The 24,801-nt window shown below is 68.4% G+C and carries 24 protein-coding genes; 13 read left to right on the top strand and 11 right to left on the bottom strand.

The annotated features are described in order from the left end of the window. Positions 1 to 62: 62 nt before the first annotated feature. The 3 genes from AC3AP7_RS28300 to AC3AP7_RS28310 all read right to left on the bottom strand — a co-directional run bounded on the left by AC3AP7_RS28300 (position 63) and on the right by AC3AP7_RS28310 (position 3,608). Positions 63 to 896, bottom strand: coding sequence for an MFS transporter (locus AC3AP7_RS28300; protein ID WP_487363601.1), 834 nt, complete (start codon positions 894 to 896; stop codon positions 63 to 65). Between the two features lie 105 nt (positions 897 to 1,001). Next, positions 1,002 to 2,582: an aldehyde dehydrogenase (NADP(+)) gene (locus AC3AP7_RS28305; RefSeq protein WP_487363602.1), complete on the bottom strand. Its 1,581-nt coding sequence runs from the start codon at positions 2,580 to 2,582 to the stop codon at positions 1,002 to 1,004. 84 nt (positions 2,583 to 2,666) lie between these two features. Further along, positions 2,667 to 3,608, bottom strand: a complete 942-nt coding sequence (locus tag AC3AP7_RS28310) for a dihydrodipicolinate synthase family protein (RefSeq protein WP_487363603.1) — start codon at positions 3,606 to 3,608, stop codon at positions 2,667 to 2,669. An 864-nt stretch (positions 3,609 to 4,472) separates the two neighbouring features. Here AC3AP7_RS28310 and AC3AP7_RS28315 point away from each other — a divergent pair. Further along, complete coding sequence (locus AC3AP7_RS28315; protein WP_487365046.1) at positions 4,473 to 5,177, top strand: autoinducer binding domain-containing protein; 705 nt, start codon at positions 4,473 to 4,475, stop codon at positions 5,175 to 5,177. Here AC3AP7_RS28315 and AC3AP7_RS28320 read toward each other — a convergent pair. The 3 genes from AC3AP7_RS28320 to AC3AP7_RS28330 form a co-directional block, all read right to left on the bottom strand. Then, positions 5,161 to 5,490, bottom strand: a complete 330-nt coding sequence (locus AC3AP7_RS28320) for a helix-turn-helix domain-containing protein (protein WP_487363604.1) — start codon at positions 5,488 to 5,490, stop codon at positions 5,161 to 5,163. The two genes, AC3AP7_RS28315 and AC3AP7_RS28320, sit on opposite strands and share 17 nt — an antisense overlap. 261 nt (positions 5,491 to 5,751) lie before the next feature. Then, entirely contained in the window at positions 5,752 to 7,269 is a 1,518-nt protein-coding gene (locus AC3AP7_RS28325) for an MFS transporter (RefSeq protein WP_487365047.1), read from the bottom strand. A gap of 150 nt (positions 7,270 to 7,419) precedes the next feature. Further along, entirely contained in the window at positions 7,420 to 8,109 is a 690-nt protein-coding gene (locus tag AC3AP7_RS28330) for a FadR/GntR family transcriptional regulator (protein ID WP_487363605.1), read from the bottom strand. Positions 8,110 to 8,405: 296 nt separating this feature from the next. Between AC3AP7_RS28330 and AC3AP7_RS28335 the strand changes: the two genes are divergently transcribed. Next, the gene (locus AC3AP7_RS28335) at positions 8,406 to 8,894 is read left to right on the top strand and encodes a universal stress protein (RefSeq protein WP_487363606.1); all 489 of its coding nucleotides are present in this window, start codon (positions 8,406 to 8,408) and stop codon (positions 8,892 to 8,894) included. A 165-nt stretch (positions 8,895 to 9,059) separates the two neighbouring features. Here AC3AP7_RS28335 and AC3AP7_RS28340 read toward each other — a convergent pair whose 3' ends face one another. Then, positions 9,060 to 9,308 (bottom strand): hypothetical protein, encoded by a 249-nt coding sequence (locus tag AC3AP7_RS28340; protein WP_487363607.1) that lies wholly within the window; start codon positions 9,306 to 9,308, stop codon positions 9,060 to 9,062. Here AC3AP7_RS28340 and AC3AP7_RS28345 point away from each other — a divergent pair. From AC3AP7_RS28345 to AC3AP7_RS28360, 4 genes are all read left to right on the top strand, one after another. Next, positions 9,292 to 9,948 carry a helix-turn-helix domain-containing protein gene (locus AC3AP7_RS28345; RefSeq protein WP_487363608.1) on the top strand — a complete coding sequence of 219 codons (657 nt, stop codon included), beginning with the start codon at positions 9,292 to 9,294 and terminating at the stop codon, positions 9,946 to 9,948. The two genes, AC3AP7_RS28340 and AC3AP7_RS28345, sit on opposite strands and share 17 nt — an antisense overlap. Before the next feature lie 109 nt (positions 9,949 to 10,057). Continuing rightward, positions 10,058 to 11,365: an SUMF1/EgtB/PvdO family nonheme iron enzyme gene (locus AC3AP7_RS28350; RefSeq protein WP_487363609.1), complete on the top strand. Its 1,308-nt coding sequence runs from the start codon at positions 10,058 to 10,060 to the stop codon at positions 11,363 to 11,365. 218 nt (positions 11,366 to 11,583) lie between these two features. Next, positions 11,584 to 11,955, top strand: a complete 372-nt coding sequence (locus tag AC3AP7_RS28355) for a YciI family protein (RefSeq protein ID WP_487363610.1) — start codon at positions 11,584 to 11,586, stop codon at positions 11,953 to 11,955. Further along, positions 11,952 to 13,220 (top strand): RNA polymerase sigma factor, encoded by a 1,269-nt coding sequence (locus tag AC3AP7_RS28360; RefSeq protein ID WP_487363611.1) that lies wholly within the window; start codon positions 11,952 to 11,954, stop codon positions 13,218 to 13,220. The genes AC3AP7_RS28355 and AC3AP7_RS28360 overlap by 4 nt, the downstream gene beginning before the upstream one ends. Before the next feature lie 154 nt (positions 13,221 to 13,374). On the opposite strand, the gene AC3AP7_RS28365 is transcribed toward AC3AP7_RS28360, so the two are convergent. From AC3AP7_RS28365 to AC3AP7_RS28375, 3 genes are all read right to left on the bottom strand, one after another. Continuing rightward, positions 13,375 to 14,481 carry a WD40/YVTN/BNR-like repeat-containing protein gene (locus AC3AP7_RS28365; RefSeq protein ID WP_487363612.1) on the bottom strand — a complete coding sequence of 369 codons (1,107 nt, stop codon included), beginning with the start codon at positions 14,479 to 14,481 and terminating at the stop codon, positions 13,375 to 13,377. A 32-nt stretch (positions 14,482 to 14,513) separates the two neighbouring features. Then, positions 14,514 to 14,783: a MoaD/ThiS family protein gene (locus tag AC3AP7_RS28370; protein WP_487363613.1), complete on the bottom strand. Its 270-nt coding sequence runs from the start codon at positions 14,781 to 14,783 to the stop codon at positions 14,514 to 14,516. Between the two features lie 140 nt (positions 14,784 to 14,923). Beyond that, positions 14,924 to 15,817, bottom strand: coding sequence for a LysR family transcriptional regulator (locus AC3AP7_RS28375; RefSeq protein ID WP_487363614.1), 894 nt, complete (start codon positions 15,815 to 15,817; stop codon positions 14,924 to 14,926). Between the two features lie 104 nt (positions 15,818 to 15,921). On the opposite strand from AC3AP7_RS28375, the gene AC3AP7_RS28380 reads away from it, so the two are divergent. From AC3AP7_RS28380 to AC3AP7_RS28400, 5 genes are all read left to right on the top strand, one after another. After that, the gene (locus tag AC3AP7_RS28380) at positions 15,922 to 16,908 is read left to right on the top strand and encodes a zinc-dependent alcohol dehydrogenase family protein (RefSeq protein ID WP_487363615.1); all 987 of its coding nucleotides are present in this window, start codon (positions 15,922 to 15,924) and stop codon (positions 16,906 to 16,908) included. 249 nt (positions 16,909 to 17,157) lie between these two features. Then, entirely contained in the window at positions 17,158 to 18,129 is a 972-nt protein-coding gene (locus tag AC3AP7_RS28385) for a DMT family transporter (RefSeq protein WP_487363616.1), read from the top strand. A 43-nt stretch (positions 18,130 to 18,172) separates the two neighbouring features. Then, positions 18,173 to 18,796 carry a TetR/AcrR family transcriptional regulator gene (locus AC3AP7_RS28390; protein WP_487363617.1) on the top strand — a complete coding sequence of 208 codons (624 nt, stop codon included), beginning with the start codon at positions 18,173 to 18,175 and terminating at the stop codon, positions 18,794 to 18,796. 97 nt (positions 18,797 to 18,893) lie between these two features. Beyond that, positions 18,894 to 19,817: a ketopantoate reductase family protein gene (locus tag AC3AP7_RS28395; RefSeq protein WP_487363618.1), complete on the top strand. Its 924-nt coding sequence runs from the start codon at positions 18,894 to 18,896 to the stop codon at positions 19,815 to 19,817. A gap of 40 nt (positions 19,818 to 19,857) precedes the next feature. Next, positions 19,858 to 20,952, top strand: a complete 1,095-nt coding sequence (locus AC3AP7_RS28400) for an enolase C-terminal domain-like protein (protein WP_487363619.1) — start codon at positions 19,858 to 19,860, stop codon at positions 20,950 to 20,952. 133 nt (positions 20,953 to 21,085) lie between these two features. On the opposite strand, the gene AC3AP7_RS28405 is transcribed toward AC3AP7_RS28400, so the two are convergent. Continuing rightward, a complete protein-coding gene (locus AC3AP7_RS28405; RefSeq protein WP_487363620.1) occupies positions 21,086 to 21,784 on the bottom strand; it encodes an HD domain-containing protein in 699 nt (232 codons plus the stop codon). Positions 21,785 to 22,022: 238 nt separating this feature from the next. Here AC3AP7_RS28405 and AC3AP7_RS28410 point away from each other — a divergent pair, with 238 nt between their 5' ends. Both AC3AP7_RS28410 and AC3AP7_RS28415 read left to right on the top strand, forming a co-directional pair. After that, positions 22,023 to 23,039: a GlxA family transcriptional regulator gene (locus AC3AP7_RS28410; RefSeq protein WP_487363621.1), complete on the top strand. Its 1,017-nt coding sequence runs from the start codon at positions 22,023 to 22,025 to the stop codon at positions 23,037 to 23,039. A 451-nt stretch (positions 23,040 to 23,490) separates the two neighbouring features. Beyond that, a complete protein-coding gene (locus AC3AP7_RS28415) occupies positions 23,491 to 24,774 on the top strand; it encodes an MFS transporter (RefSeq protein WP_487363622.1) in 1,284 nt (427 codons plus the stop codon). The last annotated feature ends 27 nt before the right edge of the window (positions 24,775 to 24,801 follow it).

A 24,801-nucleotide genomic window follows, 5' to 3' on the forward strand; every position in this document is an offset into this window, starting at 1 on the left:
CGTTCGCCACACTGTCAGGCGGCCCGGCCACGGTCGCGGCACACGGTCGCAGCACAACAGCCCTAGCCCACGCTCACGCTCACGGCGCGCGCCGCGCCAGCGGCGCGTCGGCCTGCGCCGCCCGGCGTCCGGTGCTGGCGGATCGCGACCAGCACCACCGCCATGCCGAGCGCGGCAGTCAATGCCGCGCGCACAAACGCCGCCCGGTAGCCGCCGCCGTACTGAATGATGAAGCCCGTCAGCGCCGGCCCCGGCAGCCCGGACAGATTCGCCAGCAGATGCACGAAGCCGCCGGTCGCGCCCGCCCGCTCCGGCGACACGATCGCCTGAATCAGCACCCAGCACGCCTGCGGCGCCATCGGCAGGAAGCGGTTCGCGCACGCGAGCAGCGCGATCACGACAAACGACACGCGCGAGCCGAACGCGCGCGCGGCAAAGCCGACGATCGGCGCGGCGATCGCGCCGCCGAGCGGCTGCCCGGCATGCGTCAGGCCGACCACGCGGCCGGCCTCGCGGCGCGCAAACCCGTTGTTGATGGCCTTGTTCGTCATGGAGCCCATCGGCCCTTCGCCGATGCCGAACAGCACGCGAAACAGCACGAGTTGCCCGAAGGCGGTGACGATTGCGGTCGCGCCGCAGAAGATCGACCACAGGCCCGCCGCGACGCGGAATACGCGCGTCGGGCCGAAGCGGTCCGACGCATAGCCGCCGACGAAGCAGAACACGCAATAGCCGATGAAAAAGCGGCTGAACGGCAGGCCCATGTCGGCCGCGCCGAAATGCAGGTCGCGCCCGATGAATGGCGCGGCAACCGGCAGCGCGGCGCAGTCGAGGTAATTCAGCATGCCCGCGGCAAACAGCAACGCCGCGACGACCCAGCGAAAACGGCCTGTCATGCGTGTCTCCTGAAAGGGCGCCGGGATACGCCGCCCCGGCTGTCGTGTTCGTCGCGCGCGCCGCCTCCGGACGGCTTCCGCCCGCGGGACGCGCGCGCCGCGGGCTCAGCCCTGCACGAGCCTGCCGTCGCGCAGACGCCAGAGCGCGAGCGGATTGTCGTCGGCGAGCGCGGCGGGCAGCAGGTCGGCCGGCAGATCCTGGTAGCAGACCGGGCGCAGGAAGCGCTCGATCGCGGTCGACCCCACCGAGGTGGCGCGCGCATCCGAGGTGGCCGGGAACGGGCCGCCGTGCACCATCGCATGCGTGACTTCGACGCCGGTCGGGAAACCGTTCGCGAGAATGCGGCCGACCTTGCGTTCGAGCGTCGGCAGCAGTTGCCGCGCGAGCGGATAGTCCGGCGGCTCGATCTGCAGCGTGGCGGTCAACTGGCCTTCGAGGTGCTCGGCGACCGCGATCATCTCGGCCATGTCGCGGCAGGTCACGATCAGCGACGTCGGGCCGAAGATTTCGTCTTCGAGCGCCGCGCTGCCGAGAAAGCGCGCGGCCGTGGTTTCGAACAGCACCGGCCGCGCGGCGCACGCCGCGCCGGTCGCCGCGCCGTCGGCGACGCGCCGCACGCCGTCCTGCCGCGCGCGTTGCGCGACGCCGTCGTCATAGGCGGTGGCGATACCCGCGCTCAGCATGGTCTGCGCGCCCTTTTTCGCGAGCGCGTCGGCGGCCGCGTCGATGAACGCACGGGTGTCCGGGCCGTCGAGCATCAGCACGAGGCCGGGATTCGTGCAGAACTGGCCGACGCCGAGCGTGACCGATTCCACGAAGCCGTTCGCGAGCGCCGCGCCGCGCGCCCGAAGCGCGCCCGGCAGCACGATGAACGGATTGATGCTGCTCATCTCGGCGAACACCGGAATCGGCTCGCGCCGCTTCGACGCGAGTTCGACCAGCGCGAGGCCGCCGCGCCGCGAACCGGTGAAGCCGACCGACCTGATCGCCGGATGCGTGACGAGCGCGGCGCCCATCTCGTTGCCCGCGCCGATCAGCAGCGAAAACACGCCCTCGGGCAGACCCAGGTCGGCGACGGCCGTCTGGATCGCGCGGCCCACCAGCTCCGACGTGCCCAGATGCGCCGGGTGCGCCTTGACGACCACCGGACAGCCCGCCGCGAACGCCGACGCGGTATCGCCGCCCGCCACCGAGAACGCCAGCGGGAAATTGCTCGCGCCGAACACCGCCACCGGCCCGACCGGCACCTTTTGCAGGCGCAGGTCCGGACGCGGCAGCGGCTTGCGCTCCGGCAGCGCGGAATCGAGCGTCGCCGTGAGCCAGCGGCCCTCGCGCACGAGCGACGCGAACAGCCTGAGCTGGCCGACCGTGCGGCCGCGCTCGCCTTCGAGGCGCGCCTTCGGCAGCGCCGACTCGAGATGCGCGCGCTCGATCAGCGCGTCGCCGAGCGCGACGATGTTGTCGGCCACGGCTTCGAGAAACCGCGCGCGCGTTTCGAGCGGCTGGCTGCGGAACGGATCGAACGCCTCGGCGGCGAGCCGGCAGGCACGCTCGACCTCCGCGACGCCGCCCGCGCCGAAGGCCGGTTCGAGTTCCGCGTTAGCCGCCGGATCGAACGCGTGCAGCGTGCCGGCCGTGCCGCGTACCGCGGCGGCGCCGATCAGCATGTCTCCAGTGATGTGCATCGAATGACTCCTTGGAAACGCCAAACGGCCGCGACTTGCGTCGGGCCGTTCGGCATGCGACATCGAATGTCGGAATGAAGAGGATCAGCGCGCGGCGCCCTGTGCAACGAACGCGCGCTCGAATGCGAGGAGTGCCTGCGTCGCGCGATCGATGCCCGCGTGATCTTCCGCCGGGCTCGCGCTCAGCAGCGGCAGGATCGGGCCCATGTCGGCGATCTTCGAGAACGTCACGGCGTCGTGCAGCACGCGGATCAGCGAGATGTCGTCGCGCAGCGTTTCGAGCGGCATGAACGCATCGTACAGGCGCTGCGCCTCTTCGGCGCGGCCGGCCTTGATCGCATGCAGCAGCGCCGTCACCGCGTTCGACGCGATACAGCCCGAGCCGGTGGTCCACGCCGCGAGACCGAAGTCGCGCAGATGCACGATGGCGGGCCGCTCGCCCATGCCGGACACTACTTTCGACGCCGGCACGCTTTGCAGCAGGCGCGTCAGATACGGATCGTCCGACGGGTCGTCGCGGACGATCGCGTACTTCACCGCCAGCAGCGTGCCGCGCTCGACCATGCGGGCAAGCGTGTCGACATCCACGTAGTTTTCGCTCTTCACATACAGCGTGAGCGGAATGCCCGCCGCGTCGACGATGCGGGTAAGCCCCGCCTCGACGCCTTCCGAGGTCGTGAAGCCGGCGAGCGGCAGCACCATCGCCGTGCGATACGGCGTCTGCGCGAGAATGCGCGCCTGGTCGAGCATCTTGCCGTAGTCCGGGCCGATGGCCGGAATCACCCGCGTGTCGGGACCAGCGCTGTCCGCCAGCATGTCGAGCAGTTCGCGATATTCGCTCACCGCGACGTGGTACAGGTTTGCATTGCCGCCGTACAGCAGGGTGCGCACGCCGCCTGCCTCGATGTGCCGGATCAGCTTCAGGTTTTCCGCGGCGTCGAGCGTGAAGTCGGCGCGGCGGGCGAGCGGCGGCACCGCCATCACGGTGGCAGAGAACTCGCTGTCGAGGATCGGGGAGACTTTCATGGCACCTCAAAACGGAATCGATGAATTGCTGACAAGGTAGCATCCCGATTGCAATGTTGTCAAACAACATTTGCATGCAGCGAAGACAACCCCGCTTCCTCGGCGCGGCGAAGGCGCGTTGCGGGCCCTCGAATTCGGTCTCTTTGGCCCGCCAGTCAAGGCGTCGGAGCGGTTCTCGCGAGCCTTGCATCGGTGTAATTTTCGTATGACAACATGGCAGGCACCATGCGGGCCGCCCCGTCCGCCCGCTTCGCTGCCGAGCCGCAGAGGAAAAGCACCGGGAATCCGCATGATGCGCTCGCAGTGCACGGGCAATCGCCAGCGTTCCTTTCTGGAAATCCTGTGTGGAAATTCAATAAGGTCATTTTTACTTATTTCCACTCTTTAATCAGGTTAAATTGACCGATTTGGGTATTTAGATATTCAGCCTGATCAGTGGTCGTGCGCCCAAATGCGCATAGCGCCGCAATCGGAACAGGCGTCGCGCGCGGTTTTACACGTGTGTGCTTCGTCCGCTTCGACAATTGACAACGCCCACGCTCCCCGCGCACTGGCTTGGCACGCAAAGACGGATCAACTGTGTCAATTCACCGAACGATTTAACAATTACGCGTTCGATTTGTCGGACCACGATCCGTCTTGTCCTGTTTTTGCTAAATGACATCTTTTTGAATGTGCATCATCCGCTATCTTGATATTAAGACGAGTGATTTCCGCTTACGTCACGCGCGGATTTTTATTCACGAATGAATAAATAGTGATAAATTGCTGCTCAATCTCAGGCCGATCGCGAGTTCGCGTCGGCGTAACCCGCAGTGGGCCGCTGCGACGGAGAAACCCGTGCCGCAACATGTACTCGAACAAATGTCGTCACTCGTCAATGCGCCGGATGAGGCCGCGTGGTTTCGCGCGCTGACGCATGTCGTCGGAGAATGGGGTTTCGACCAGGTGCTGGTCGCCATGCTGCCGCGTGCGGGCATGAGACTTGAGGAGGCGTACCTGCGCAGCACATATTCGCCCGCATGGCGGCGCCGCTACGACGAAGCGGAGTATGAGCGGATCGACCCGACGGTGAGCCATTGCATGACCCGCGCCACGCCGCTCGTCTGGACGGCGGAGCTGTTCGCGACGCGCGCGCAGCGCATGCTCTACGAAGAAGCAAGCCAGTACGGCCTGCGCTGCGGCGTCGCGCTGCCGATTCACGGCCCCGGCCGGGAAGTCGGCATGCTGAGCGTGGCGAACGACATCAACCCCGGCAGCCTGTTCTGGCTGCAGATTGACGCGCTGCTGCCCAAACTGGTGCTGTTGCGCGACCTCGTGATCGACACCGGGCAGCGCCACATGCTCTCGCACACGCGCACGACGATGCCGCAATTGACGCCACGCGAGCGCGAATGCCTGAACTGGACCGCGCGTGGCAAATCAACATGGGAAATATCCCACATTTTGAGCTGCTCGGAAGCCGCGGTGAATTTTCACGTAAAAAATATCCGGGCGAAATTCGGCGTGAATTCGCGCCGCGCGGCTGCCGTCCTCGCGATGCAACTGGGCCTTATTGACCCGGCTTGAGCAGTTCGGCCGCCTCGCCGCTGTTAATCACGTGGCTCGCGTGTCCCAGATCGCTGTCTGAAACCGCCTTTGTCAGGTAAAGACCGAGCAGAATCGAAACCGGCGGCGGAATTTCCGCACCCGACTCGAAGCGGCTGCCGCGCGATTGCGTCACGCCAAAACGCGCCCAGAAACGCCGCTGGCTCTCCTGTTTCATTTTGCGAAAAGCAACGATCAGATGACGGTCGAGCGGGGCCGGCGCTTTCTCCGATACCTCTGCCACGCGGTTTTGAATGCTGACCGGCGATTTCCATTGATTCTCGAGTAATTCCATGGTGCGTCTCTCAGGTGGTTTAGGCATTATTCGTCTGAATTTTGCTTGAGCCTTCCACCGGACGCACCTATCCAGGTAGGTAGGTGCGCACCTGACGCGCGAGACGTCTGTCCCCGCGCGGCGCCGTGCCGTGCCGTGCCGTGCCGCGCCGTGCCGTGCCGTGCCGTGCCGTGCCGTGCCGTGCCGTGCCGTGCCGTGCCGTGCCGTGCCGTGGCGTGCCGCGCGGCGCCGTGCCTGCCGCTCGCGCGTCGGGTCGCGTCGTTATTTGCCGGCGCGGCGGCTGAACGTGATGTGCGCGATCCGCCGCACCGTCAGCGTCGCCACGAGCGCCGCGATGCCGGTCAGCGCGACGCCGAGGTGGATCGACTGCACGAGCGTCTGGCGTGCCGCCTCGATCAGCGCGGAGCCCGCGAGCCCCGCGCGGTTCAGATCGGCGAGCAGCGTGTCGCGCAGCGCCGGGTCGATCAGGATGCGCGGATCGGCAAGCCGCGGCAGCCAGCGCGATGCGACCGGCTCGCCGAGCACCTGCAGCGCGTTAGCGACACCGGTTTCATAGCGCCGGTTGACGATCGTCGCGACGATGCTGGTGCCGAGCATCCCGCCCACCATCCGCGTCGACTGCAGCAGCGCCGTCGTGATGCCGAAGCGCTCGCGCCCGGCGATCTCCTGGCCGAACACGTTCAGGTTGTTCAGGATGAATCCGAGCCCGACGCCGACCGCGGCCATCGACAGTTCGAGCAGCGGATGCGGCGTGCTGCGCGTCGCGAGCGCGAGCCCGAGCGACGCGGCGACGAGCAGCGCAAAGCCGATCGACAGGATCAGCGTCGGCCTGGGCAAATGGATCACGATGCGCGTGTTGATCATGCTGCCGAGCGCGATGCACGCGGCGATCGGCGTCGCGAGCAGGCCGGCCTCCTGCGGCGACAGGCCGAAGCCGCCTTGCAGCAGCAGCGGCGCGAAGAAGATCAGCGAAAACATCACGAAGCCCGACAGCAGCGAGAGCGTGAACAGCGTGACCAGTTGCGCGTCGCGAAACAGGTCGAGCGGCACGATCGGATGCGTCGCGCGCCGCTCGCAGACGAGCAGCGCCGCCGCGCCGAGCGCCACGCACGCAATGAGCGCGAGGTTCATGCCGCTCAGACCGGACTTCGGCACCGCCTCGATCGCCGTCTGCAGGCCGCCGAGCACCAGCGCGACGAGCACGGCCCCGGTCCAGTCGATGCGGACCTTGCCGGTCGCCGGACGCCGGTAGTCCGGCAGATGCGCGCCGATGAAGTAGAGCGCGAGCACCCCCACCGGCAGATTCACGAGAAAGGTCGAACGCCAGCCGAAATGCTGGCTGAGCCAGCCGCCGAGCGACGGCCCCGCTGCCGTGCCGATCCCGTATGCGGCCGCCATGATCACCTGCCAGCGCACCCGCGCGCGCGGGTCGGGGAACAGGTCGGGAATCGACGCGAACGCGGTGCCGACCATCATGCCGCCGCCGACGCCCTGCAGCCCGCGCGCGAAGACGAGAAACAGCATGCCCGGTGCGAGACCGCACAGCACCGAGGCAGCCGTGAACACGACGACCGCCGCGATCACGAAGCGCTTGCGGCCGAAGTAATCGCCGAGGCGCCCGAACACCGGCACGGTCACCACCGACGCGAGCAGATAGGCGCTCGCGATCCACGCGTAATACTCGAAGCCGCGCAGTTCGGCGACGATCGACGGCAGCGCGGTGCTGACCACGGTCTGGTCGAGCGCGACCAGCATGTTGACGAGTGCGATGCCGAGCATCGCAAGCAGCGCCGCACGGAACGGCAGGGGACGGGGAGCGTTCACTTCAGGCAGGCGCCGCGTGGCGCGCGAAAAACCGCAGCCGCGGCCGCGCGGACCGGGCGGGAAACGGAGCGCGCCCAGCCGCGCGCGCTCCGGCGACAGAAGGGATCAGGAACCGAACATGCGTTGCAGCGCATTGCCCAGGTGGATGCGCATCGCCTCGCCGGCAGCCGCCGCGTCCTTGCGGCGAATCGCTTCGAGCACCGCGCGATGCTCGGCCTGCACGAGACGCTGGCGCTCGACCGTCTTCACGAGCGACAGGTTGCGCGACAGGTTCATGCTGAACACGATCTGCTCTTCGATGAACGACATCACCGTGATGAAGAACGGATTCTTCGACGCGCGCGCGACCGCGAGGTGGAACGAGAAATCGTCCTTCGCGCCGATGCCCTGCGTCTCGATCACGCGCTCCAGCTCGTCCCACGCGTGCTGGATGGCCGCGATGTCCTCGGCCTCCGCCTTCACGGCCGCGAGTTCGGCCGCGCCGCCCTCGGTGACGATGCGAAATTCGTAGCAGCGGCGGATATCGGACAGCGTTTCGAGCGGCGCGAAGCGGCGCACGTCCGGATCCGGCCGGCGCGCGACCGTGGTGCCCGACCCGTGCCGCGTGACGATGATGCCGTCCGCGCGCAGGCGCGCGAGCGCCTCGCGCACGGTCGGCCGCGAAGTCTCGAAGCGCTCGGCGAGCGCGTGCTCGGTCGGCAACCGTTCGCCCTCCTTGTACTCGCCTTCGAGGATGCGGTTCAGGATGTCGCCGTAGATTTTGTCGGGCAGGCCCGTCGATTTGCGCTCGTTCATCACCAGTACGGATTGGCTTGTCAGAATAGACCTCGATTGTAAGGCAAACAGCCGCTGCCGCCGCGCCGGATTCGCCAGCCCGGCGCCCGGCGTCACGCGCAAGCCCCTGCCGGACGGCGTAAAGCCGCACAACACAGCGCCCGGCAAATTTGACAAGCGTTTGATTGACATCCAGGTTGCGCACCCGTTTTTCGGGCAATCATGCACACTGATGCCGGCGATCCGGCCTCGCCGCGCCCGCCGGCCGTCCCCGCGCACGGCCCCTATCAGAACCATTCCATCGGGAGATTTCCATCATGTACACACGCATTCTCGTCGCGGTAGACGGCAGCCCGACCTCGCGGCACGCGTTCGATGCCGCCCTCGGCCTCGCGCGCTCCGAAGGCGCGGTGCTTCAGCCGCTGTATGTCGTCGAGAGCGCGCCGATGTACTTCGACGCGCCGGGCTACGACCCATCGATCCTGCGCAACCGGCTGATCGAGCAGGGCAAGACGCTCGCCGACGAACTGGATCGCGCGATGCGCGCGCAGGGCGTGGCGGGCGAGACGGCCACCGGGGAATCGTCGGCGCTCGAAGACGTGTCGACGGTGATTCTCGCCGCGGCGGCCCGCTTCGGCGCCGACCTGCTGGTGATGGGCACGCACGGCCGGCGCGGCGTGCAGCGCCTGTTTCTCGGCAGCGTCGCGGAACGCTGCGTGCGTCACGCCGCGCTGCCGGTGCTGCTGGTGCCGGCGAGCGCCGCACAGCCGCCCGCACCGGCGGCACCGGCGGCACCGGCTGCATGAGCCGCGCGACGCCGTCACGCGCCGCGTATTAGCCCGGCCCGGCGCCTCGTGCGCGAGCGTGCCTGCTCGTGCACGGCAAACGGCACGAGGTGGCGGATTGCCCCGGATTGCGCCGGATTGCGCCGGATTGCGCCGGATTGCGCCGGATTGCGCCGCACTGCGCCGTCATACGCCGGAGCGCACCAGCCGCACGCCGGCCGCGCACCGGCCGCGCGACGCGTCATTTTGCCGCGAACCCTGCGGTGAGCCGCGGTGGGACAATCGTTGCGTGCTCTCCCACCTGCGGTGATCCATCATGTTGACGCCTGTCGCGCCGCCCCGGCCGCCCTTGCGGACCGTCACCCCGCTGCCCCGCCGCCCGGCCACCCGCAGCGCCGCGCGCTGTTCGAGCTGCGCGATGCGCCAGCTCTGCATGCCGCAGGGCCTGTCGAACACGGAGTTGCCGAAACTCGAAGCGCTCATCTGCAGCGCGCGCCTTGTGCGGCGCGGCGAGGCGCTGTACCGCGGCGGCGACGCGTTCGAAAACCTCTACGCGGTACGCTCCGGCTCGCTGAAAACCACGATGACGCAGCGCGACGGACGCGACCAGGTCACCGGCCTGCGGCTGGCGGGCGAGGCGCTCGGCTTCGACGGCATCCGCGACGACCGGCACGCGTGCAGCGCGACCGCGCTCGAGGACAGCACGGTCTGCATCGTCCCCTATCGCGCGCTGAAGAAGCTGTGCCGCGACGTCGACGCGATGCAGGACCGCCTGCACCGGCTGATGGGCGAGCAGATCGTCCGCGAGGGGGCGCAGATGATGGTGCTCGGTTCGCTGTCCGCGGACGGGCGGGTCGCCGCGTTTCTGCTCGACATCGCGGCGCGCAACGCGCAGCGCGGCTATTCGCCGGTCGAGTTCAACCTGCGGATGACGCGCGAGGACATGGGCAGCTACCTCGGCACGACGCTCGAAACCGTCAGCCGCACGCTGTCGCGATTTCAAAAGCGCGGACTGATCGACACGCAGGGCAAATACGTGCGCATCGTCGATCGCGCCGCGCTGGAGCAGGTCTAGCGCGCATCGGGCGCGGCGCGCGGCCACGCGGCGGCGTGCCGCGCACGCCTTGGCACGGCTTCTGCGAGCGGGTACAGTTTCCCACTGTCCCCCGATGGAGACCGGCGACATGCATCGCGACCCCGTCCCGCATCACCCGCTCGTCCAGCGCCTGATCGAAGCGCGCCGGATCAGCGACGCGCTGTTTGGCATCGTCCAGCCCGCCTTCCTGTACGAACGGCCGATCCCCGAGCGGCACCGGATCGTCTTCTATATCGGGCACCTCGAAGCCTTCGACCGCAATCTGTTCGACGAACGCCTGTGCGCGCTGCCCGCCTTCGACGCGACGCTCGACCGGCTGTTCGCGTTCGGCATCGATCCCGTCGACGGCGGCCTGCCCACCGATGCGCCAGGCGACTGGCCCGCGCTTGACGCGGTGCGGGCGTACGCGCGCGCGGCGCGCGCGCAGATCGATCTCGCGCTGACCGGCGTGCGCCTCGGCGATGCGGCCGGCGACGCGAACCGCACGGGCTCGCCGCAGCAGTTGCTGAACGTCGCGATCGAGCACCGCCTGATGCATGCGGAAACGCTCGCGTACATGCTGCATCAGTTGCCGCTGGCGCAAAAAAGCGCCCCGCCGGCCAGCCCCGCGGCCGACGCCGAAGCGGCGCTCCCTCCGCAGGCCGACGCGCCGATGGTCCACGTGCCGGCCGGGGACGTGCGGCTCGGCATGCCGCGCCACGGCGCGCGTTTCGGGTGGGACAACGAGTTCGGCGAAGCGAGGATCGACGTGCCGGCCTTCGACATCGAGCGGCACATGGTCAGCAACGGCGCCTACCGCGCGTTTATCGAAGCGGGCGGCTACACGCAGCGCGCCTGGTGGACCGACAAGGACTGGCGCTGGAAAGAGGCCGCGCATCTCGCGCATCCGGCCGGCTGGTCGCGCCGCGCGAGCGACGGCGCATGGATGCTGCGCACGATGTTCGACGAGCGCCCGCTGCCGCTCGACTGGCCCGTCTACGCGAGCCATGCGGAGGCGAGCGCGTACGCGCGCTGGGCGGGCAAGGCGCTGCCGAGCGAAGCGCAATGGCAGCGCGCGGCGCACGGCGTGCCCGACGATGCCGGCGGCAACGCCGACTTCCGCGCGTGGAACCCGCAGGCGGTCGACGCGCACCCGGCCAACGTCAGCGCGTTCGGCGTGCATGGCCAATACGGCAACGGCTGGGAGTGGACGTCGAGCCCCTTCGACGCGCTACCGGGATTCGAGGCGTTTCCGTTCTATCCCGGCTACTCGGCCAACTTCTTCGACGGCGAGCATTACGTGCTGAAGGGCGGCTCCGCGCGCACCGCGCAATGCATGATGCGGCCGAGCTTCCGCAACTGGTTTCAGCCGCGGTATCAGTACGTATACGCGGGGTTTCGCTGCGTGAGCGCCTGATTCGCGCCTCGCGCGCCGCGCGTCAAAGCGCAACGGGCCGGCATGGCGGCGCTGTTTCGCGCGCGCTGCGTTGGCGCCGGACGCAGCCGGCCAGACGCCGTCCGCGATTTTTTTCGGCCCGCTCTGTCCGTCGGCCTGCACGCTGCGCGTCATTGTGATGGCGGCGCGATGGCACACAGTCACCGGCCGCCTCAATCCACCCCATCGCGGAGGCACGTATGCAATACCTGTTGATGATCTATTCGGAAGAGAACGGCTGGAACCAGATGACGGACGGCGAGCGACAGCAAGGCGTTGCCGCGTATCAGGCCTATACGGAAGCGTTGAACAAGGCAGGCGTGCTGGTGGGCGCCAACCGGCTGCAGCACTCGAACACCGGCACGACGGTGCGGCTCGTCGACGGCAAGTCGCAGGTGCTTGACGGACCGTATTCCGATTCGAAGGAGCAGCTCGCCGGCTATTACCTGATCGAGGTGCCCAACCTGGACGCCGCGATCGCATGGGCGTCGCGCTGTCCCGGCGCGGGGCACGGCGTGATGGAGGTCCGTCCGGTCTGGACCGCTCCGTACGATGCGCGATCGGCCACATGAGCGCGGGCGGCGGCAGCCGTGAAGCTGACGGCGCCGCGCATGCGATGGCGGCAACGGTCGCGCGCCGCAGCTACGGCAAGCTCGTCGCGCTGCTCGCGATGCGCACGCGCGACGTCGCCGCGGCCGAGGACGCGCTCGCCGACGCGTTTGCCGCCGCGCTCGCCGACTGGCCGCGGCACGGTTGCCCCGCGAACCCCGAGGCGTGGCTGATGACGGTCGCGCGCCGCCGTGCAATCGACGGCGCGCGCCATCGCCGGATCGGCGACGATGTCGCGAGCCAGCTCGCCATCCTCGCCGACGAAATCGACGCGCGCGAAGCAGGCGCGTTGCCCGACCGGCGGCTCGCGCTGCTGTTCGCATGCACGCATCCCGCCCTCGACCCCGCGATCCGTACGCCGCTGATGCTGCAGGTCGTGCTGGGGCTCGAAGCAAAGACGATCGCGTCCGCGTTCCTGACGTCCCCCGCGGCGATGGGCAAGCGCCTCGTGCGGGCAAAGAACAAGATCCGCGAAGCCGGCATTCCGTTCGACGTGCCCGAGCACGACGCGTTGCCCGGCCGGCTCGCCGCCGTGCTCGAAGCGGTCTATGCGGCGTATGCGGAAGGATGGAGCGACCCGGTCGGCGGCGACACCGAGCGGCGCGCGCTCGTCGGCGAGGCGCTGTTTCTGGCGCAACTGCTGGTCGAGTGGCTGCCGCAGGAGCCGGAGCCGCTGGGGCTGCTCGCGCTGATGCTGTATGCACAGGCGCGGCGTCACGCGCGGCGCGATGCGGCGGGCGAGTACGTGCCGCTCTCCGCGCAGGATCCGGCGACATGGGACGCACCGATGCTCGACGCCGCCGACCGGCTGTTGCGGCGCGCGAGCGCATTCGACGCGATCGGACGCTTTCAGCTCGAAGCCGCGCTGCAGTCGGCGCACGTGCACCGCTGCCGGACGCGTCGGGCGAACTGGGCGGAGATCGTGCAGCTCTACGATGCGCTGTTCGCGATTGCCGCGTCGCCGGTGATCGCGGTGAACCGCGCGCTCGCGCTCGGCGAACGCGACGGCCCGCAAGCGGCGCTCGACGCGCTCGCACCGTATGCGAACGATCCGCGTCTGGCCGACTATCAACCGTACTGGGCCGCGCGCGCCGACCTGCTGGCGCGGGCCGGCGCGACCAGCGAAGCGCTCGACGCATACGGTCTCGCGATCGGCCTCGAACGCGATCCGGCCGTGCGCCGGTTCTTGCAGCGCAAGCGCGCGGCGCTGTCTTCGGCGGGCGGCTAGCGAGGCGGCCCGCGCGGGCGCGGAGGCAAGGGCAAGGGCAAGGGCAGGCGCAAGCCAACGCACAAACCCGGGCACAGGCGCAAGCCGCCTGCCGTTCGCGCGGCCCGGCGCGCTGAAGCGGAACCGGCGGGGGCCGACGAGCGGTCTGCGCCGCTCAGCCGAACCGCACGCAATAGACCGGCGGCAAATGCGCGGAGATCAACTGCCAGTTTTCGCCGCCGTCGTCGGAGGCCCATAGGCCACCGGTGGTCGAGCCCATCGCGAGACGCGTGCCCGAGTCGTCGACCGCGAGTCCGTGCCGGTACACGAGGTCGTACGCAGGTGCCGACGGCAAGCCGTTCGAGAAACGCTCGAAGGTCCGGCCTCCGTCGCGCGTGCGCGTGACGACGAGTTGCCCGTCCACCGGAATCCGGTACTGGTCCTTGATGGCCGGCACGAACCACGCAGTGTCCGGCTCGCGCGGATGCACGGCGACCGCGAAACCGAAACTCGACGGCTGCGCTTCGATGCGTCGCCAGCGGGTCGCGCCGTCGGTGCTGCGGAAGATCGCGCAGTGATGCTGCGTCCACAACACGTCCGGCGCGGCCGCGCATTGTGCGACGCGGTGCGGATCCTGCGCGTTGGGCTCGCCGCGCAATTCGGGCGGCATGTAGTCGGCTTCCATCCCGTCCGCGCTCAACTGCCACGATGCGCCTCCGTCGAAGGTCTGCCAGACGCCGCCGCACGACACGCCGAGCGTCACATGCCGGCTGTCGCGCGGATCGACCAGCACCGAATGGATGCCCGGCGCGTCATAGCCGCCGCCGACCCACGCGCGCCGCTCGGGACGGTCCCACAGCGCGCGGTTGAGCACCCAGCTGTCGCCGCTGTCGGCGGAGCGGAACAGGCCGCCCGGAATCGTGCCCGCCCACAGCACGCCGGGCTCGTCCGGGCCGCCGGGCTCCAGCGACCAGATCTGCTGCAGCGACCACGCGTCCGCCGCAGCGGGCGCGCCATCGCCGGCGGCATCCGCCGGCTGCGGCGGATAGACGGGAACCGCGCACTCTTCCCATGACGCACCCTCTGCGCGCCGGCGATGCAGTTTCACGCCGAAATGACCGAGGTTGAGCGCGGCATAGAGCGACCCGTCGCGCGGATCCGGCAGCACCATGCTCACCGGTTCGCCGACGAACTGCGGCTCGCCGAGCGCCCATCCGCCTGCGCCGTCGCGCCGCAGATCGAATAGCCCCTTGCGCGTACCCACCAGCAAACGATCGCTCATGCCGTGTGTCTCCTTGTCCCCCTGGGACGCGATTATCCGCCCGACAGCGCCTGGATCACGTAGACCCGGCTCGTATCGCCGAGTCCATCCGACAGATGCCGGCGATCGCGCACGGGCCGGCCGTCGACGAACACGGCCAGGTGTTTGCGCAGCGTGCCCTGATCGTCGAGGATGTAGCCGCGCAGCCGGGGCTGCGCGCTAAAAGCGGCTTCGAGCGCTTCGGCGAGCGTGGACGCGTCGATCTCGCGCTCGGGCGTCGCGATGTGCCGCTGGATCGAAGCCGCGAAAAAAAGATACGCCATGGCGGGTCAGCCGGACGATAAGGGGTGCGTCAGTAGTGTAGATCATTCGCCGGACGCTTCATGAAGGCGAATCGCAGCGGCCACGATGCGCGCCGCCAGCATCGCCCGCCGCCCACCCACTGCCCGCTTCACGCACGGCTTCAGGCACGGCCTCCCGCCGCCGGCTCGCGCTCGCCGAGACACGCAAACGTCAAGTCGATCAGCGCGCGCAGCCGCGCAAGGCGACGCAGATCGCGATGACAGCCGAGCCACACGTCGCGCCCCGGCGGCGGTTCGCCCAGATCGACGCGCCGCAGCCCCGGCGTGGCGTCGCCGAGCGCACACGGCAGCACCGCGACCCCGCGGCCCTCGGCGCACATGCGCGCCTGCACGCCCCGGTTATTGCTGCGAAACGCGACGTGCGCGCCCGGCAACATCCGCCGGATCCATGCGACGTCGGGCAACGTTCCGAACGCGCTGTCCATGCTGATCAGCGCGACCCCGCTGCCGTCGCCGGCGTGCGGCGGATCGAGGTCGACGTGCGCGTAAAGCGCGTAACGCAGGCGCATCAGCTTGCGCTGGACGACGTCCGGCTCCTCGAACGGCGTGATGCGAAAAGCGAGATCCGCCTCGCGCCGCGCGAGACTGTACAGCCGCGCGTCGGTCACCAGTTCGAGCGACACGCGCGGATGGTCGGCGAGAAAGCGCCCGAAGACCGGCGTCAGCACATGCATGCCGAACCAGTCCGACGACGTGACGCGCAGCAGGCCGCTGAACTGGCCGTCCGCGCCGGCGAGGGTGCGCGTCACCGCCAGCGCCTCCTCTTCGATCCGCTCCGCGTGCGCGAGGATCGCCTGGCCTTCCTCGGTAAGCACGAACCCGCTGCTGGTGCGCTGGAACAGCGCATGGCCGAGCGCGGTTTCGAGTGCGCGCAGGCGCCGCCCCATCGTCGGCTGGGTTTGCCCGATGCGCTTTGCCGCGCCGCCGAGCGTGCCCGCGCGTGCAATGGCGAGGAACACGCGCAGGTCGCTCCAGTCCGGATCGCTGTCATGCATTTTTGTTTGCCTATTATTCAGATACGTCAATTTACATTCAAATCGGCATGCGCGATGCTCACGCCATCGTCACGCGTATCGGCATCAACGACAAGGAGGTCGCCATGTCCATGCTCGCTCTCGTCCTGAAGCACCATCACGGGCCGCTCGAACTCACTCCCCTCGCGCGCCCCGAGCCGGCCGCCGGCGAAGTGCTCGTGCGGGTTGCCGCGAGCGGGCTGAATCCGCTCGACGCCAAGATTCGCGCGGGCGCCGCGGAGCATGCGCGGCATCCGCTGCCGCTCGTGCCCGGCATCGACATGGCCGGCACGGTGGTCGCGCTCGGCGCGGGCGTCACCGCATTCCATCCCGGCGACGAGGTGTACGGAATGACCGGCGGCGTCGGCGGTATCCAGGGGTCGCTCGCCGAATACGCCGCCGTCGATGCGGACCTGCTCGCGCGCACGCCGCGCAACCTCAGCCTGCGCGAAGCCGCTGCGCTGCCGCTCGCCCTCATCACGTCGTATGCGGGCATCGTCGATCGCGCGCAACTGCGCGCGGGGCAGACGGTGCTCGTGCAGGGCGGCGCGGGCGGGGTCGGACACATCGCGGTCCAGCTGGCGCGCGCGCTCGGCGCACACGTCTACGCAACCGCCGGCGCGCGCGATCACGACCGGCTTCGCGCACTCGGCGCAACGCCGATCGACTACCGCGCGCACAGTGTCGATGAGTACGTGGCCGCCCATACCGCCGGCGAAGGCTTCGACGTCGTCGTCGATACGGTAGGCGGCCCGACGCTCGACGCCTCGTTCGCCGCGGTCAGGCACTTCGGCCACGTGGTCAGCGCGCTCGGCTGGGGCACGCATGCGCTTGCGCCGCTCTCGTTTCGCGAAGCGACCTATTCGGGCGTCTTTACGCTGTATCCGCTGCTCGCGCACAAGCGGCGCGCGCACCACGGGGAGATGCTGCGGGAAGCCACGCGGCTCGTGGAGAGCGGCAAGCTCGCCCCGATCGTCGATTCGCAGCGCTTCGGTCTCGCGTCGGCGGAGCAGGCCTTCGCGCTACTCGCGAGCGGGTCGGCACAGAAGAAGGTCGTGGTCGACGTCGCCTGAGCGCGCCGCCCTCCGGTCGGCAATCGACGAGTATCGGGCGCCGAAGCGCACCGGAAGTCAGCACAGTCGATACTGAAAAGCGCTTGATTCGACATTCTGTACCTACTAGTATGCCGAGTAACTGGTGACGAACGCAGGTCAATCATGAGATCGGCGCATCGCCCCGCTTCACGGAAGGCTTTTTTAAAGGCCTTTTTGATCGCCATAAATTGTACCTATCAGTATGTACACTGACACAAGGAGCGCAGGATGAGTCCCTCTTCACCCCGCAGCGGCGGAACCGACGCGGCGTTCTTTCTGATTCTGATCGCGTCGACCTTCCTGATGGGATCGAGCTTCGTGGCCGGCAAGATCCTGCTTTCAGCGGGCATTCCGGCGATGCTGCTGGTCGGCTGGCGGTTTTTCGCCGCGGCGCTGGCCACGCTGCCGCTGGTCCGTCTCGACCATCGTTCGCTGGCCGCCGCGCTCGTGCCGAAGGACACCACGCTGCGCGATGCGGCGCTCGTGATCCTGATCGGCGTGCTGCAGACCAGCGCGGTGATGGGCTTGCTGTTCGTCGCGATGCGCTCGATTTCGGCGTCCACGGCGGCCATCCTGCTCTTCACGAATCCGATCTGGGTTGCGGTGCTGGGCCGGATGTTTCTCGGCGAATCGCTGCACGGCGGGCGCGTGGCGGGACTCGCGCTCGGCATCGCCGGCGTGGCGCTGGCGATCGGGATCTCCGGTCACGCGCGGTCCGGCGCCAGCGCCGGGGAATTGATCGGCGTCGCGTCGGCGCTGTGCTGGGCGGCGGCGACGATCGTCAACAAACGCGCGAACCTGCGGTTCGGTGCGTGGGCGCTCAGCTTCTGGCAAATGCTGACCGGCGCGCTGGTGATCCTCGCCATCGCGTATGCCGGCGGCGAACACTGGCCGGCGGGCACGACGGCGCTCCAGTGGGGCTGGTTCGCATGGCTCGCGATTCCGGCGTCGACAGGCTCGTTCGGGCTGTGGTTCGTCGCGCTCAAGCGCGGCGGCGCGACGCGCACGAGCGGCTACCTGTTCCTCGCGCCGCTGTTCACGGTCGTGCTGTCGTATGCGCTGCTCGGGACGGCGCTTGCGTGGCGCCAGGCGGCCGGCGGCCTGTTGATCGGCATCGCGCTGTGGCTCGTGAATCGCGAACTGCCGGCGCGCAACCGTGGCGAACGGATGCGTGAAGCGCTCGCCGAAGGCGAAGCGTGACGAACCCGGACGCGCATGGCGTCGCTCGCCTTGACAACCCGGATTGTACCTAGTAGTTTGTACACCTCAGCCGCGCAAAGCGGCATTGGAAAGGCGGCAGGACGACATGGGCAAGCGGGAAGACATCATCGAGGCCACCAAGGCCTTGCTCTGGCAGAAAGGGTACGAGGCGACCAGTCCGCGCGACATCCAGGAGAAAAGTCACGCCGGTCAGGGCAGCTTCTATCACCACTTCGCAAGCAAGGAAGCGCTCGCGTGCATCGCGATCCAGGAGGTGGTGGACGAACGCATCGCCGATTTCGAAAAAGCGATGGCGCTCGACATGCCGTTCAAGGATCGCCTGATGGCATACATCGCGCAGAACACCGAGCCGCTGCTGGGGTGCCGGGTGGGCCGGCTGGTGTGGGATGCAGCGGTACAGGAAGACAGCTTGCGGCGCCCGCTCGAACAGTATTTCCGGCATCTGGAAACCCGGCTGGTCGACATTCTGGGCAGCGAGCAGCGCAGGAAGCGCGTGCGCCTCGCGATGCCCGCCCAGCAGATTGCGCTGATGGTGCTCTCCGTCGTGCAGGGCAGCTTCGCGGTGAGCCGCGCGATGAAAACATCGCGTGCCGAAGAGGCCCGCGCGGCGTTACGTGCGTTCCTGGACCTCGCCGTTGCCGATTGACATGTGTCACGTGTGTGACGTGTGCGCGACTCGCCGGCGATGACCCGGCCGCGAAATACGTTCGTTGATAAACAACGCATCTTGATCAGGATTCCATATGAAAATCGCAGTGTTTGGCGTCGGCGGGGTAGGCGGATATTTCGGCGCGCGACTCGCGGCAGCGGGTAGCGACGTCACGTTCATCGCGCGCGGCAAGCATCTGGAAGCGATGCGCCGCGACGGGCTGCGTGTCGTGAGCCCGCTGGGCGACGTGGCGATCGCGCACCCGAACGCCGTCGACGACGTGCGCGAGGTCGGTAAAGTCGATCTCGTGCTGGTGACGGTGAAACTCTGGGATACCGCGACCGTCGCGCAGACGCTCAAGCCGCTGGTCGAGCAGAGCGCCGCGGTGCTGTCGTTCCAGAACGGCGTGCAAAAGGACGAGATTCTCGCGCAGCATCTGCCGGCGGGCGCGATCATCGGCGGCGTCAGCTACATCGCCGCCGTGATCTCCGCCCCGGGCGTGATCACGCACAGCGGCACGATGCAAAAGCTCGTGTTCGGCGAATACGACGGTACCCGCTCGGCACGCGTCGAGGCATTGCACGAGGCCTGCCAGCGCGCGGGTATCGCGTCCGAGATCAGCACGGATATCCGGCGTCTGATCTGGGAGAAATTCGTGTTCCTCGTCGGGCTATCGGGGGCGACCGCATCGATCCGCAAGCCGATCGGCCCGATCCGGGAGAACCCGCGCACACGCGCGTTCCTGCTCGACGTGATGCGCGAGGTCGTGGCGATCGGACGCGCCAAAGGTGTCGATCTCCCGGCGACCTTCGCTGAGGACCGGCTCGCGTTCTGTGACACGCTGCCGCCGACGATGGCCGCATCGATGCATCACGACCTGGAGCACGGCCATCGTCTCGAACTGCCGTGGCTGAGCGGCGGCGTCGCCGAACTGGGCGCGCAACTCGGCATTCCGACGCCGCGCAACAGCGCAATCGCCGACATCCTCGCGCTGTACGCCGACGGCGCCGCGCATTGACGCGCGGCGCACATCGTTCCATCCCCCAGGTCACAGGATCATGTCGACTCATCCGCTCACGATACGCTCGCTGACCGCCGTCGCGGTGTCGGTTCCGATGAAGCGTCCGCTCGGCACCAGTGCGCAGTCGATTCATCAAGCGCCGCTGTTGCTGCTGACGCTCGACACCGAAGAGGGCATCAGCGGGCACGCGTATGCGTTCTGCTACCTCGAACCGGTCGCGCGATCGCTGCTGCCGGTCGCGCACGACCTCAGCACGTTTCTGCGCGGGCAGCCGGTCGCGCCGGTCGAACTCGCGAAGACGCTCGCGCGCTACTTCAGGCTCACCGGGCTCTATGGGCCGCTGTGCATGATCGCGTCGGCGATCGACGTCGCCGCGTGGGACGCGCTCGCGATCGCGGCCGACCTGCCGCTCGCGGTCCTGCTCGGCGCGACCGCGCAGCGGATTCCCGCGTACAACAGCAACGGCCTCGGCCTGATGCCGCCCGCGCAGGCCGCGGACGAAGCCGAAGCGCTGCTTGCGCACGGCCTGCGCGCGATCAAGATGCGCGTCGGGCGCCCCCGCTTCGACGACGACCTCGCCGCCGTGCGCGCGGTGCGCAAGCGCATCCCCGGCGACGTCGCGCTGATGGTGGACTTCAACCAGGCGTTGAGCTTCGCGAGCGCGATGGAATATGGCCCGCGGCTCGACGACGAAGGCGTGTACTGGATCGAGGAACCGATCCGGCACGACGATTTCGCGCACCTGTCGAAGATCGCCGCCGCAACGCGAACGCCGCTGCAGCTCGGCGAAAATTTTGTCGGCGTGACGCCGCTATTCGACGCGCTGAAAGTCGACGCGGCCGACTATCTGATGTTCGACCTCGACCGGATCGGCGGTGTGACCGGCTGGCGCATGGCGAGCGGACTCGCGGCGGCGGCGGGCCGCCCGGTGTCGTCGCATCTGTTCCCCGAAGTGAGCGCGTCGCTGCTCGCGGCCACGCCGGGCCAGCACTGGCTCGAATACGTCGACTGGGCGGACACGGTGCTCGAACAGCCGCTGCGTATCGAGGACGGCATGGCGATCGTGCCCGACCAGCCCGGCAACGGCATGCGCTGGAACGCCGACGCGCTCGCCCGCTACCGGCTCGATTGAGCGCGTGCTGCGCGCAGCGGCAGCGCGCGGGCATCGCGTCCGATGCGTCGCCGGTTCGGCCGCACGCCCGCACAGAACGTGCCGCGGCGGATCGCGCGACCGGCCGCGCGGCAACGGCCGCTCGCACATCGCATCAGACCGCCTCGTCGTGTGCGTGACACCCGCAGGCCGCGCCGTGCGCGTGGCCGTGCCGGTCGTCCCAGGCCGAACCGAGAATGAGCTCGCAGAAATTCACCCGCCTGTAGCCCGGATCGCGCAGCGCGAGGACGTCCGCTTTCACGTTGCCGAACGTCGTCTCGGGTTTCTGGATCGTGCCGTGCGCGAATGCGTCGATGATATCCGTCTTGAAGGTCGCGACGCGCGGATGAGCCGCGACGACCTGGCTGCGCTGCGCCGCCGTGAACGCATCGTAGGCAATGCCGAGCACGTCCATTTCGACGCCCGCGGTCACGAGCGAGACCACCGGCTTCATATGTTTCGGAATGCCAGGCGTCGTATGAAGTGCGATCGCATTCCAGACCTGCTCGATATCGTATTCGTTCACGCCATGCTGATCCAGAAACGCGCGCGCCGCGTTCGCGCCGTCGACCTCGAAGCGCTCGGTCGGGCTGCTGTGCGCATCGACAAGCCCGATGTCATGAAACATCGCGCCGATATACAGCAGTTCGGGATCGTAGCGCAGCCCTTCCCGCTCGCCGGTCAGCGCGCCGAACAGGAACACGCGCCGCGAGTGGTGATAGAGCAGATCCGGCTCGGTGTCGCGCACGAACTCGGTGGCGGCGCGCGCCATCGCGCTGTCGGGGATCGTAATGCCTGCGATTGTCGTACTCATGATCAACGGTGCCTCGAAAAGGCGGCGCCTCGGCAGCCGGCCCCGCGATGACGGCGCCGGCTGCCCCGGCGCGCCGGGGTTGTGGTGCAATCGAGTATTCGCGAACTGGCCGTGCACGGCAACGCACGAAGACCGTCGAACACGGCCAGACGCACGACGTTTGCTGCCACGGCGAACCGGACCCGCCGCGTGTCTCCGCGCGGCGCCCGTCCGCCCCCCGAACCGGACCCTCGCAGACATGAAATCGGTCGCTATTGCAATCTTTCCCGGCGTGCAGGCGCTCGACGTCGCCGGTCCCATCGACGTGTTTTCGGAAGCCAATGGCTTTCTCGCACCGGCGGACCATTACGAGGTGACGCTGATCGCGGCGACGCCAGCCGCGTTGCGCGCATCGAACGGCATGACGCTCGTACCCGATGCGACCTTCGAAGCGACCTTCGAAGCAAGGTTCGATCAGGCGGCCGGCCCCGCCGCGCGCGGGCCGCGCTTCGATCTCGCGCTGGTCGCCGGCGGACCGGCGCTGCCGGACGCGCCTGCGGACCCGCCGCTCACCGCGTGGCTCGCGGACGTTGCGTCACACTGCGCGCGTTACGGGTCGATCTGTACCGGCGCGTTTGCGCTGGGCCATGCGGGGCTGCTCGACGGACGTCACGTGACGACGCACTGGCAACACGCGCACCAGCTCGCCGCCCGCTTCCCGCGGGCGCACGTCGACCTCGACCGGATCCACCTGCGCGACGGCCCGCTCGTCACCTCCGCCGGGGTGACGGCCGGCATCGATCTCTCGCTCGCGCTCGTCGCGGAGGACCACGGTGCGCACGTCGCGCTCGCCGTCGCCAAGCGGCTCGTCGTATTCGCCCAGCGGCAGGGCGGCCAATCGCAGTTCAGCCCGTACCTGAACGCGCCCGCGGACGACACGTCGCCGGTCGCCCGCGTGCAGGCGCACGTGATGAACCACATCCGCGACCGCTTCACGGTGAGTCGCCTCGCGGACGTCGCCGGCATGAGCGCGCGCCATTTCGCACGCGTTTTCGTCCAGCAGACGCAGGTGACGCCGCACGAGTTCGTCGAACGCGCGCGGGTCGATGCGGCCCGGCAGATGCTCGAAAGCGGCGATGCGCCGCTGAAGGTGGTGGCCTGGGAATGCGGGTTCGGCGTCGCCGACCGCATGCGCGTCGTGTTCGCGAAGCGTCTCGGCGTCACGCCGCTGCAGTATCGCGAACGGTTCAGGCGGCCGCCGCCGGCACGCGCCTGATCCGCCGCGGCGGCGACCCGCCCCGCATCGCTGACGCCCGCCCAACCGGGGCGGCGATCGCGCCGCCCGGCCGAACCTGAAAACCGGCCCGTCCGCGCAACGCGCAACGCGCAACGGTCTCCGGCCTCTCCACGCCTCTCCACGCCTCTCCACGCCGCCCGCTGTCCTGTCGCGCGGATGTGGCGCCCGGGAAATTCCAATTCAACCAGCCAGGCGTTCGAACGAACATTTTTTTGCTTGACTGCGCTCATTTACGAACATATGCTTGGCTTTACTCTGAGACATCAGACATCCTATAAAGATAGGCCACCGCCCGGATTTGCACTGATTCGACAGTTTTCCGGCATTTTTCCCGGCATTGGCGCACGCATCTTGTACGACGACTGATAAAGAATGCCCCAGGTCCGCGCCGCGCCCACGGCGCGGACCCACATAACGATGGAGACGAACGTTGAAGACAATCAAAGGATTGCGCTGGTGGATCATCGCGCTGGTGTGCCTCGGCACCATCGTCAACTATATTTCGCGCAACTCGCTGGGCGTGCTCGCTTCCGAGCTGAAGACCCACCTCGACATGAGCACGCAGCAGTATTCCTACGTGGTGGGCGCATTCCAGATCGGCTATACGATCATGCAACCGGTGTGCGGGATCGTGATCGACCTGATCGGGCTGCGGATCGGCTTCGCGCTGTTCGCGGTGCTGTGGTCCGTGGCCGGCTGCCTGCACGGCGGCGTCGGCAGCTGGCTGTCGCTTGCCGGTCTGCGCGGACTCATGGGCCTGACCGAAGCCGCCGCGATCCCGTCCGGCATGAAGGCCGTCGCCGAATGGTTTCCTGATCGCGAGAAATCCGTGGCCGTCGGGTACTTCAACGCCGGCACCTCGCTGGGCGCGCTGATCGCGCCGCCGCTCGCGATCGGCATTTCGCTGCACTACGGCTGGCGTTCGGCCTTTGTCGTGACGAGCGCGCTCGGTTTCGTGTGGGCCGCGCTCTGGTATGCGTTCTACCGTTCGCCGCGCGATCACGCGCGCCTGTCGCGCGCCGAGCGCGAGAAGATCGTCAGCGGGCAGAGCGTGCCCGCGACTTCCGGCCCGCACAAGCGCTCGCTGAAAGCGCTGCTGAAAACACCGGGCTTCTGGGCCGTCGCGCTGCCGCGCTTTTTCGCCGAACCCGCGTGGCAGACTTTCAGCTTCTGGATTCCGCTGTACCTGGCCACCGCCCGCCACATGGACCTGAAGCAGATCGCGCTGTACGCATGGCTGCCGTTCCTCGCCGCCGACCTCGGCGGGCTGCTGGGCGGCTATCTGTCGCCGTTCCTGATGCGCTATTTCCGCATTCCGCTCATCTGGTCGCGCGTCTGCGGCGTCGTGCTCGGCGCGTTCATGATGATCGGCCCCGCGTGCATCGGTCTCGTCGCGTCGCCATACACCGCGATCGCGCTGTTCTGCGTCGGCGGCTTCGCGCACCAGATGATCTCCGCGCTCGTCAACACGCTGAGCGCCGATCTGTTCGACCCGGCGGACGTCGGCACCGTATCGGGGTTCGCCGGCATGGCGGCCTGGACCGGCGGTCTCGGCTTCTCGCTGCTGGTCGGCGCGCTCGCCGATACGGTCGGCTACGGTCCGCTGTTCGCGATGCTCGGCTGCTTCGACCTCATCGGCGCCACGTTGCTCATCTTCCTCGTGCGCGGCCACTTCCGGGTTGCGCGCGTCGCGCCGGCAGCGCTGCAGGCCTGACGCCCGCCATGAACCGGGCCGCTCGCG

This window comes from Paraburkholderia sp. PAMB 6770, from assembly GCF_057748135.1.

Coding starts and splice junctions, on each gene's coding strand:
- AC3AP7_RS28315 (WP_487365046.1), top strand. CDS start 4,473: ATGTCGTCACTCGTCAATGCGCCGGATGAGGCCGCGTGGTTTCGCGCG.
- AC3AP7_RS28325 (WP_487365047.1), bottom strand. CDS start 7,269: ATGCTCGGCATCGCACTCGTCAACATGCTGGTCGCGCTCGACCAGACC.
- AC3AP7_RS28355 (WP_487363610.1), top strand. CDS start 11,584: ATGCAATACCTGTTGATGATCTATTCGGAAGAGAACGGCTGGAACCAG.
- AC3AP7_RS28330 (WP_487363605.1), bottom strand. CDS start 8,109: ATGAACGAGCGCAAATCGACGGGCCTGCCCGACAAAATCTACGGCGAC.
- AC3AP7_RS28310 (WP_487363603.1), bottom strand. CDS start 3,608: ATGAAAGTCTCCCCGATCCTCGACAGCGAGTTCTCTGCCACCGTGATG.
- AC3AP7_RS28340 (WP_487363607.1), bottom strand. CDS start 9,308: ATGCAGAGCTGGCGCATCGCGCAGCTCGAACAGCGCGCGGCGCTGCGG.
- AC3AP7_RS28400 (WP_487363619.1), top strand. CDS start 19,858: ATGTCGACTCATCCGCTCACGATACGCTCGCTGACCGCCGTCGCGGTG.
- AC3AP7_RS28365 (WP_487363612.1), bottom strand. CDS start 14,481: ATGAGCGATCGTTTGCTGGTGGGTACGCGCAAGGGGCTATTCGATCTG.
- AC3AP7_RS28350 (WP_487363609.1), top strand. CDS start 10,058: ATGCATCGCGACCCCGTCCCGCATCACCCGCTCGTCCAGCGCCTGATC.
- AC3AP7_RS28405 (WP_487363620.1), bottom strand. CDS start 21,784: ATGAGTACGACAATCGCAGGCATTACGATCCCCGACAGCGCGATGGCG.
- AC3AP7_RS28370 (WP_487363613.1), bottom strand. CDS start 14,783: ATGGCGTATCTTTTTTTCGCGGCTTCGATCCAGCGGCACATCGCGACG.
- AC3AP7_RS28410 (WP_487363621.1), top strand. CDS start 22,023: ATGAAATCGGTCGCTATTGCAATCTTTCCCGGCGTGCAGGCGCTCGAC.
- AC3AP7_RS28335 (WP_487363606.1), top strand. CDS start 8,406: ATGTACACACGCATTCTCGTCGCGGTAGACGGCAGCCCGACCTCGCGG.
- AC3AP7_RS28360 (WP_487363611.1), top strand. CDS start 11,952: ATGAGCGCGGGCGGCGGCAGCCGTGAAGCTGACGGCGCCGCGCATGCG.
- AC3AP7_RS28375 (WP_487363614.1), bottom strand. CDS start 15,817: ATGCATGACAGCGATCCGGACTGGAGCGACCTGCGCGTGTTCCTCGCC.
- AC3AP7_RS28395 (WP_487363618.1), top strand. CDS start 18,894: ATGAAAATCGCAGTGTTTGGCGTCGGCGGGGTAGGCGGATATTTCGGC.
- AC3AP7_RS28305 (WP_487363602.1), bottom strand. CDS start 2,582: ATGCACATCACTGGAGACATGCTGATCGGCGCCGCCGCGGTACGCGGC.
- AC3AP7_RS28385 (WP_487363616.1), top strand. CDS start 17,158: ATGAGTCCCTCTTCACCCCGCAGCGGCGGAACCGACGCGGCGTTCTTT.
- AC3AP7_RS28380 (WP_487363615.1), top strand. CDS start 15,922: ATGTCCATGCTCGCTCTCGTCCTGAAGCACCATCACGGGCCGCTCGAA.
- AC3AP7_RS28300 (WP_487363601.1), bottom strand. CDS start 896: ATGACAGGCCGTTTTCGCTGGGTCGTCGCGGCGTTGCTGTTTGCCGCG.
- AC3AP7_RS28320 (WP_487363604.1), bottom strand. CDS start 5,490: ATGGAATTACTCGAGAATCAATGGAAATCGCCGGTCAGCATTCAAAAC.
- AC3AP7_RS28345 (WP_487363608.1), top strand. CDS start 9,292: ATGCGCCAGCTCTGCATGCCGCAGGGCCTGTCGAACACGGAGTTGCCG.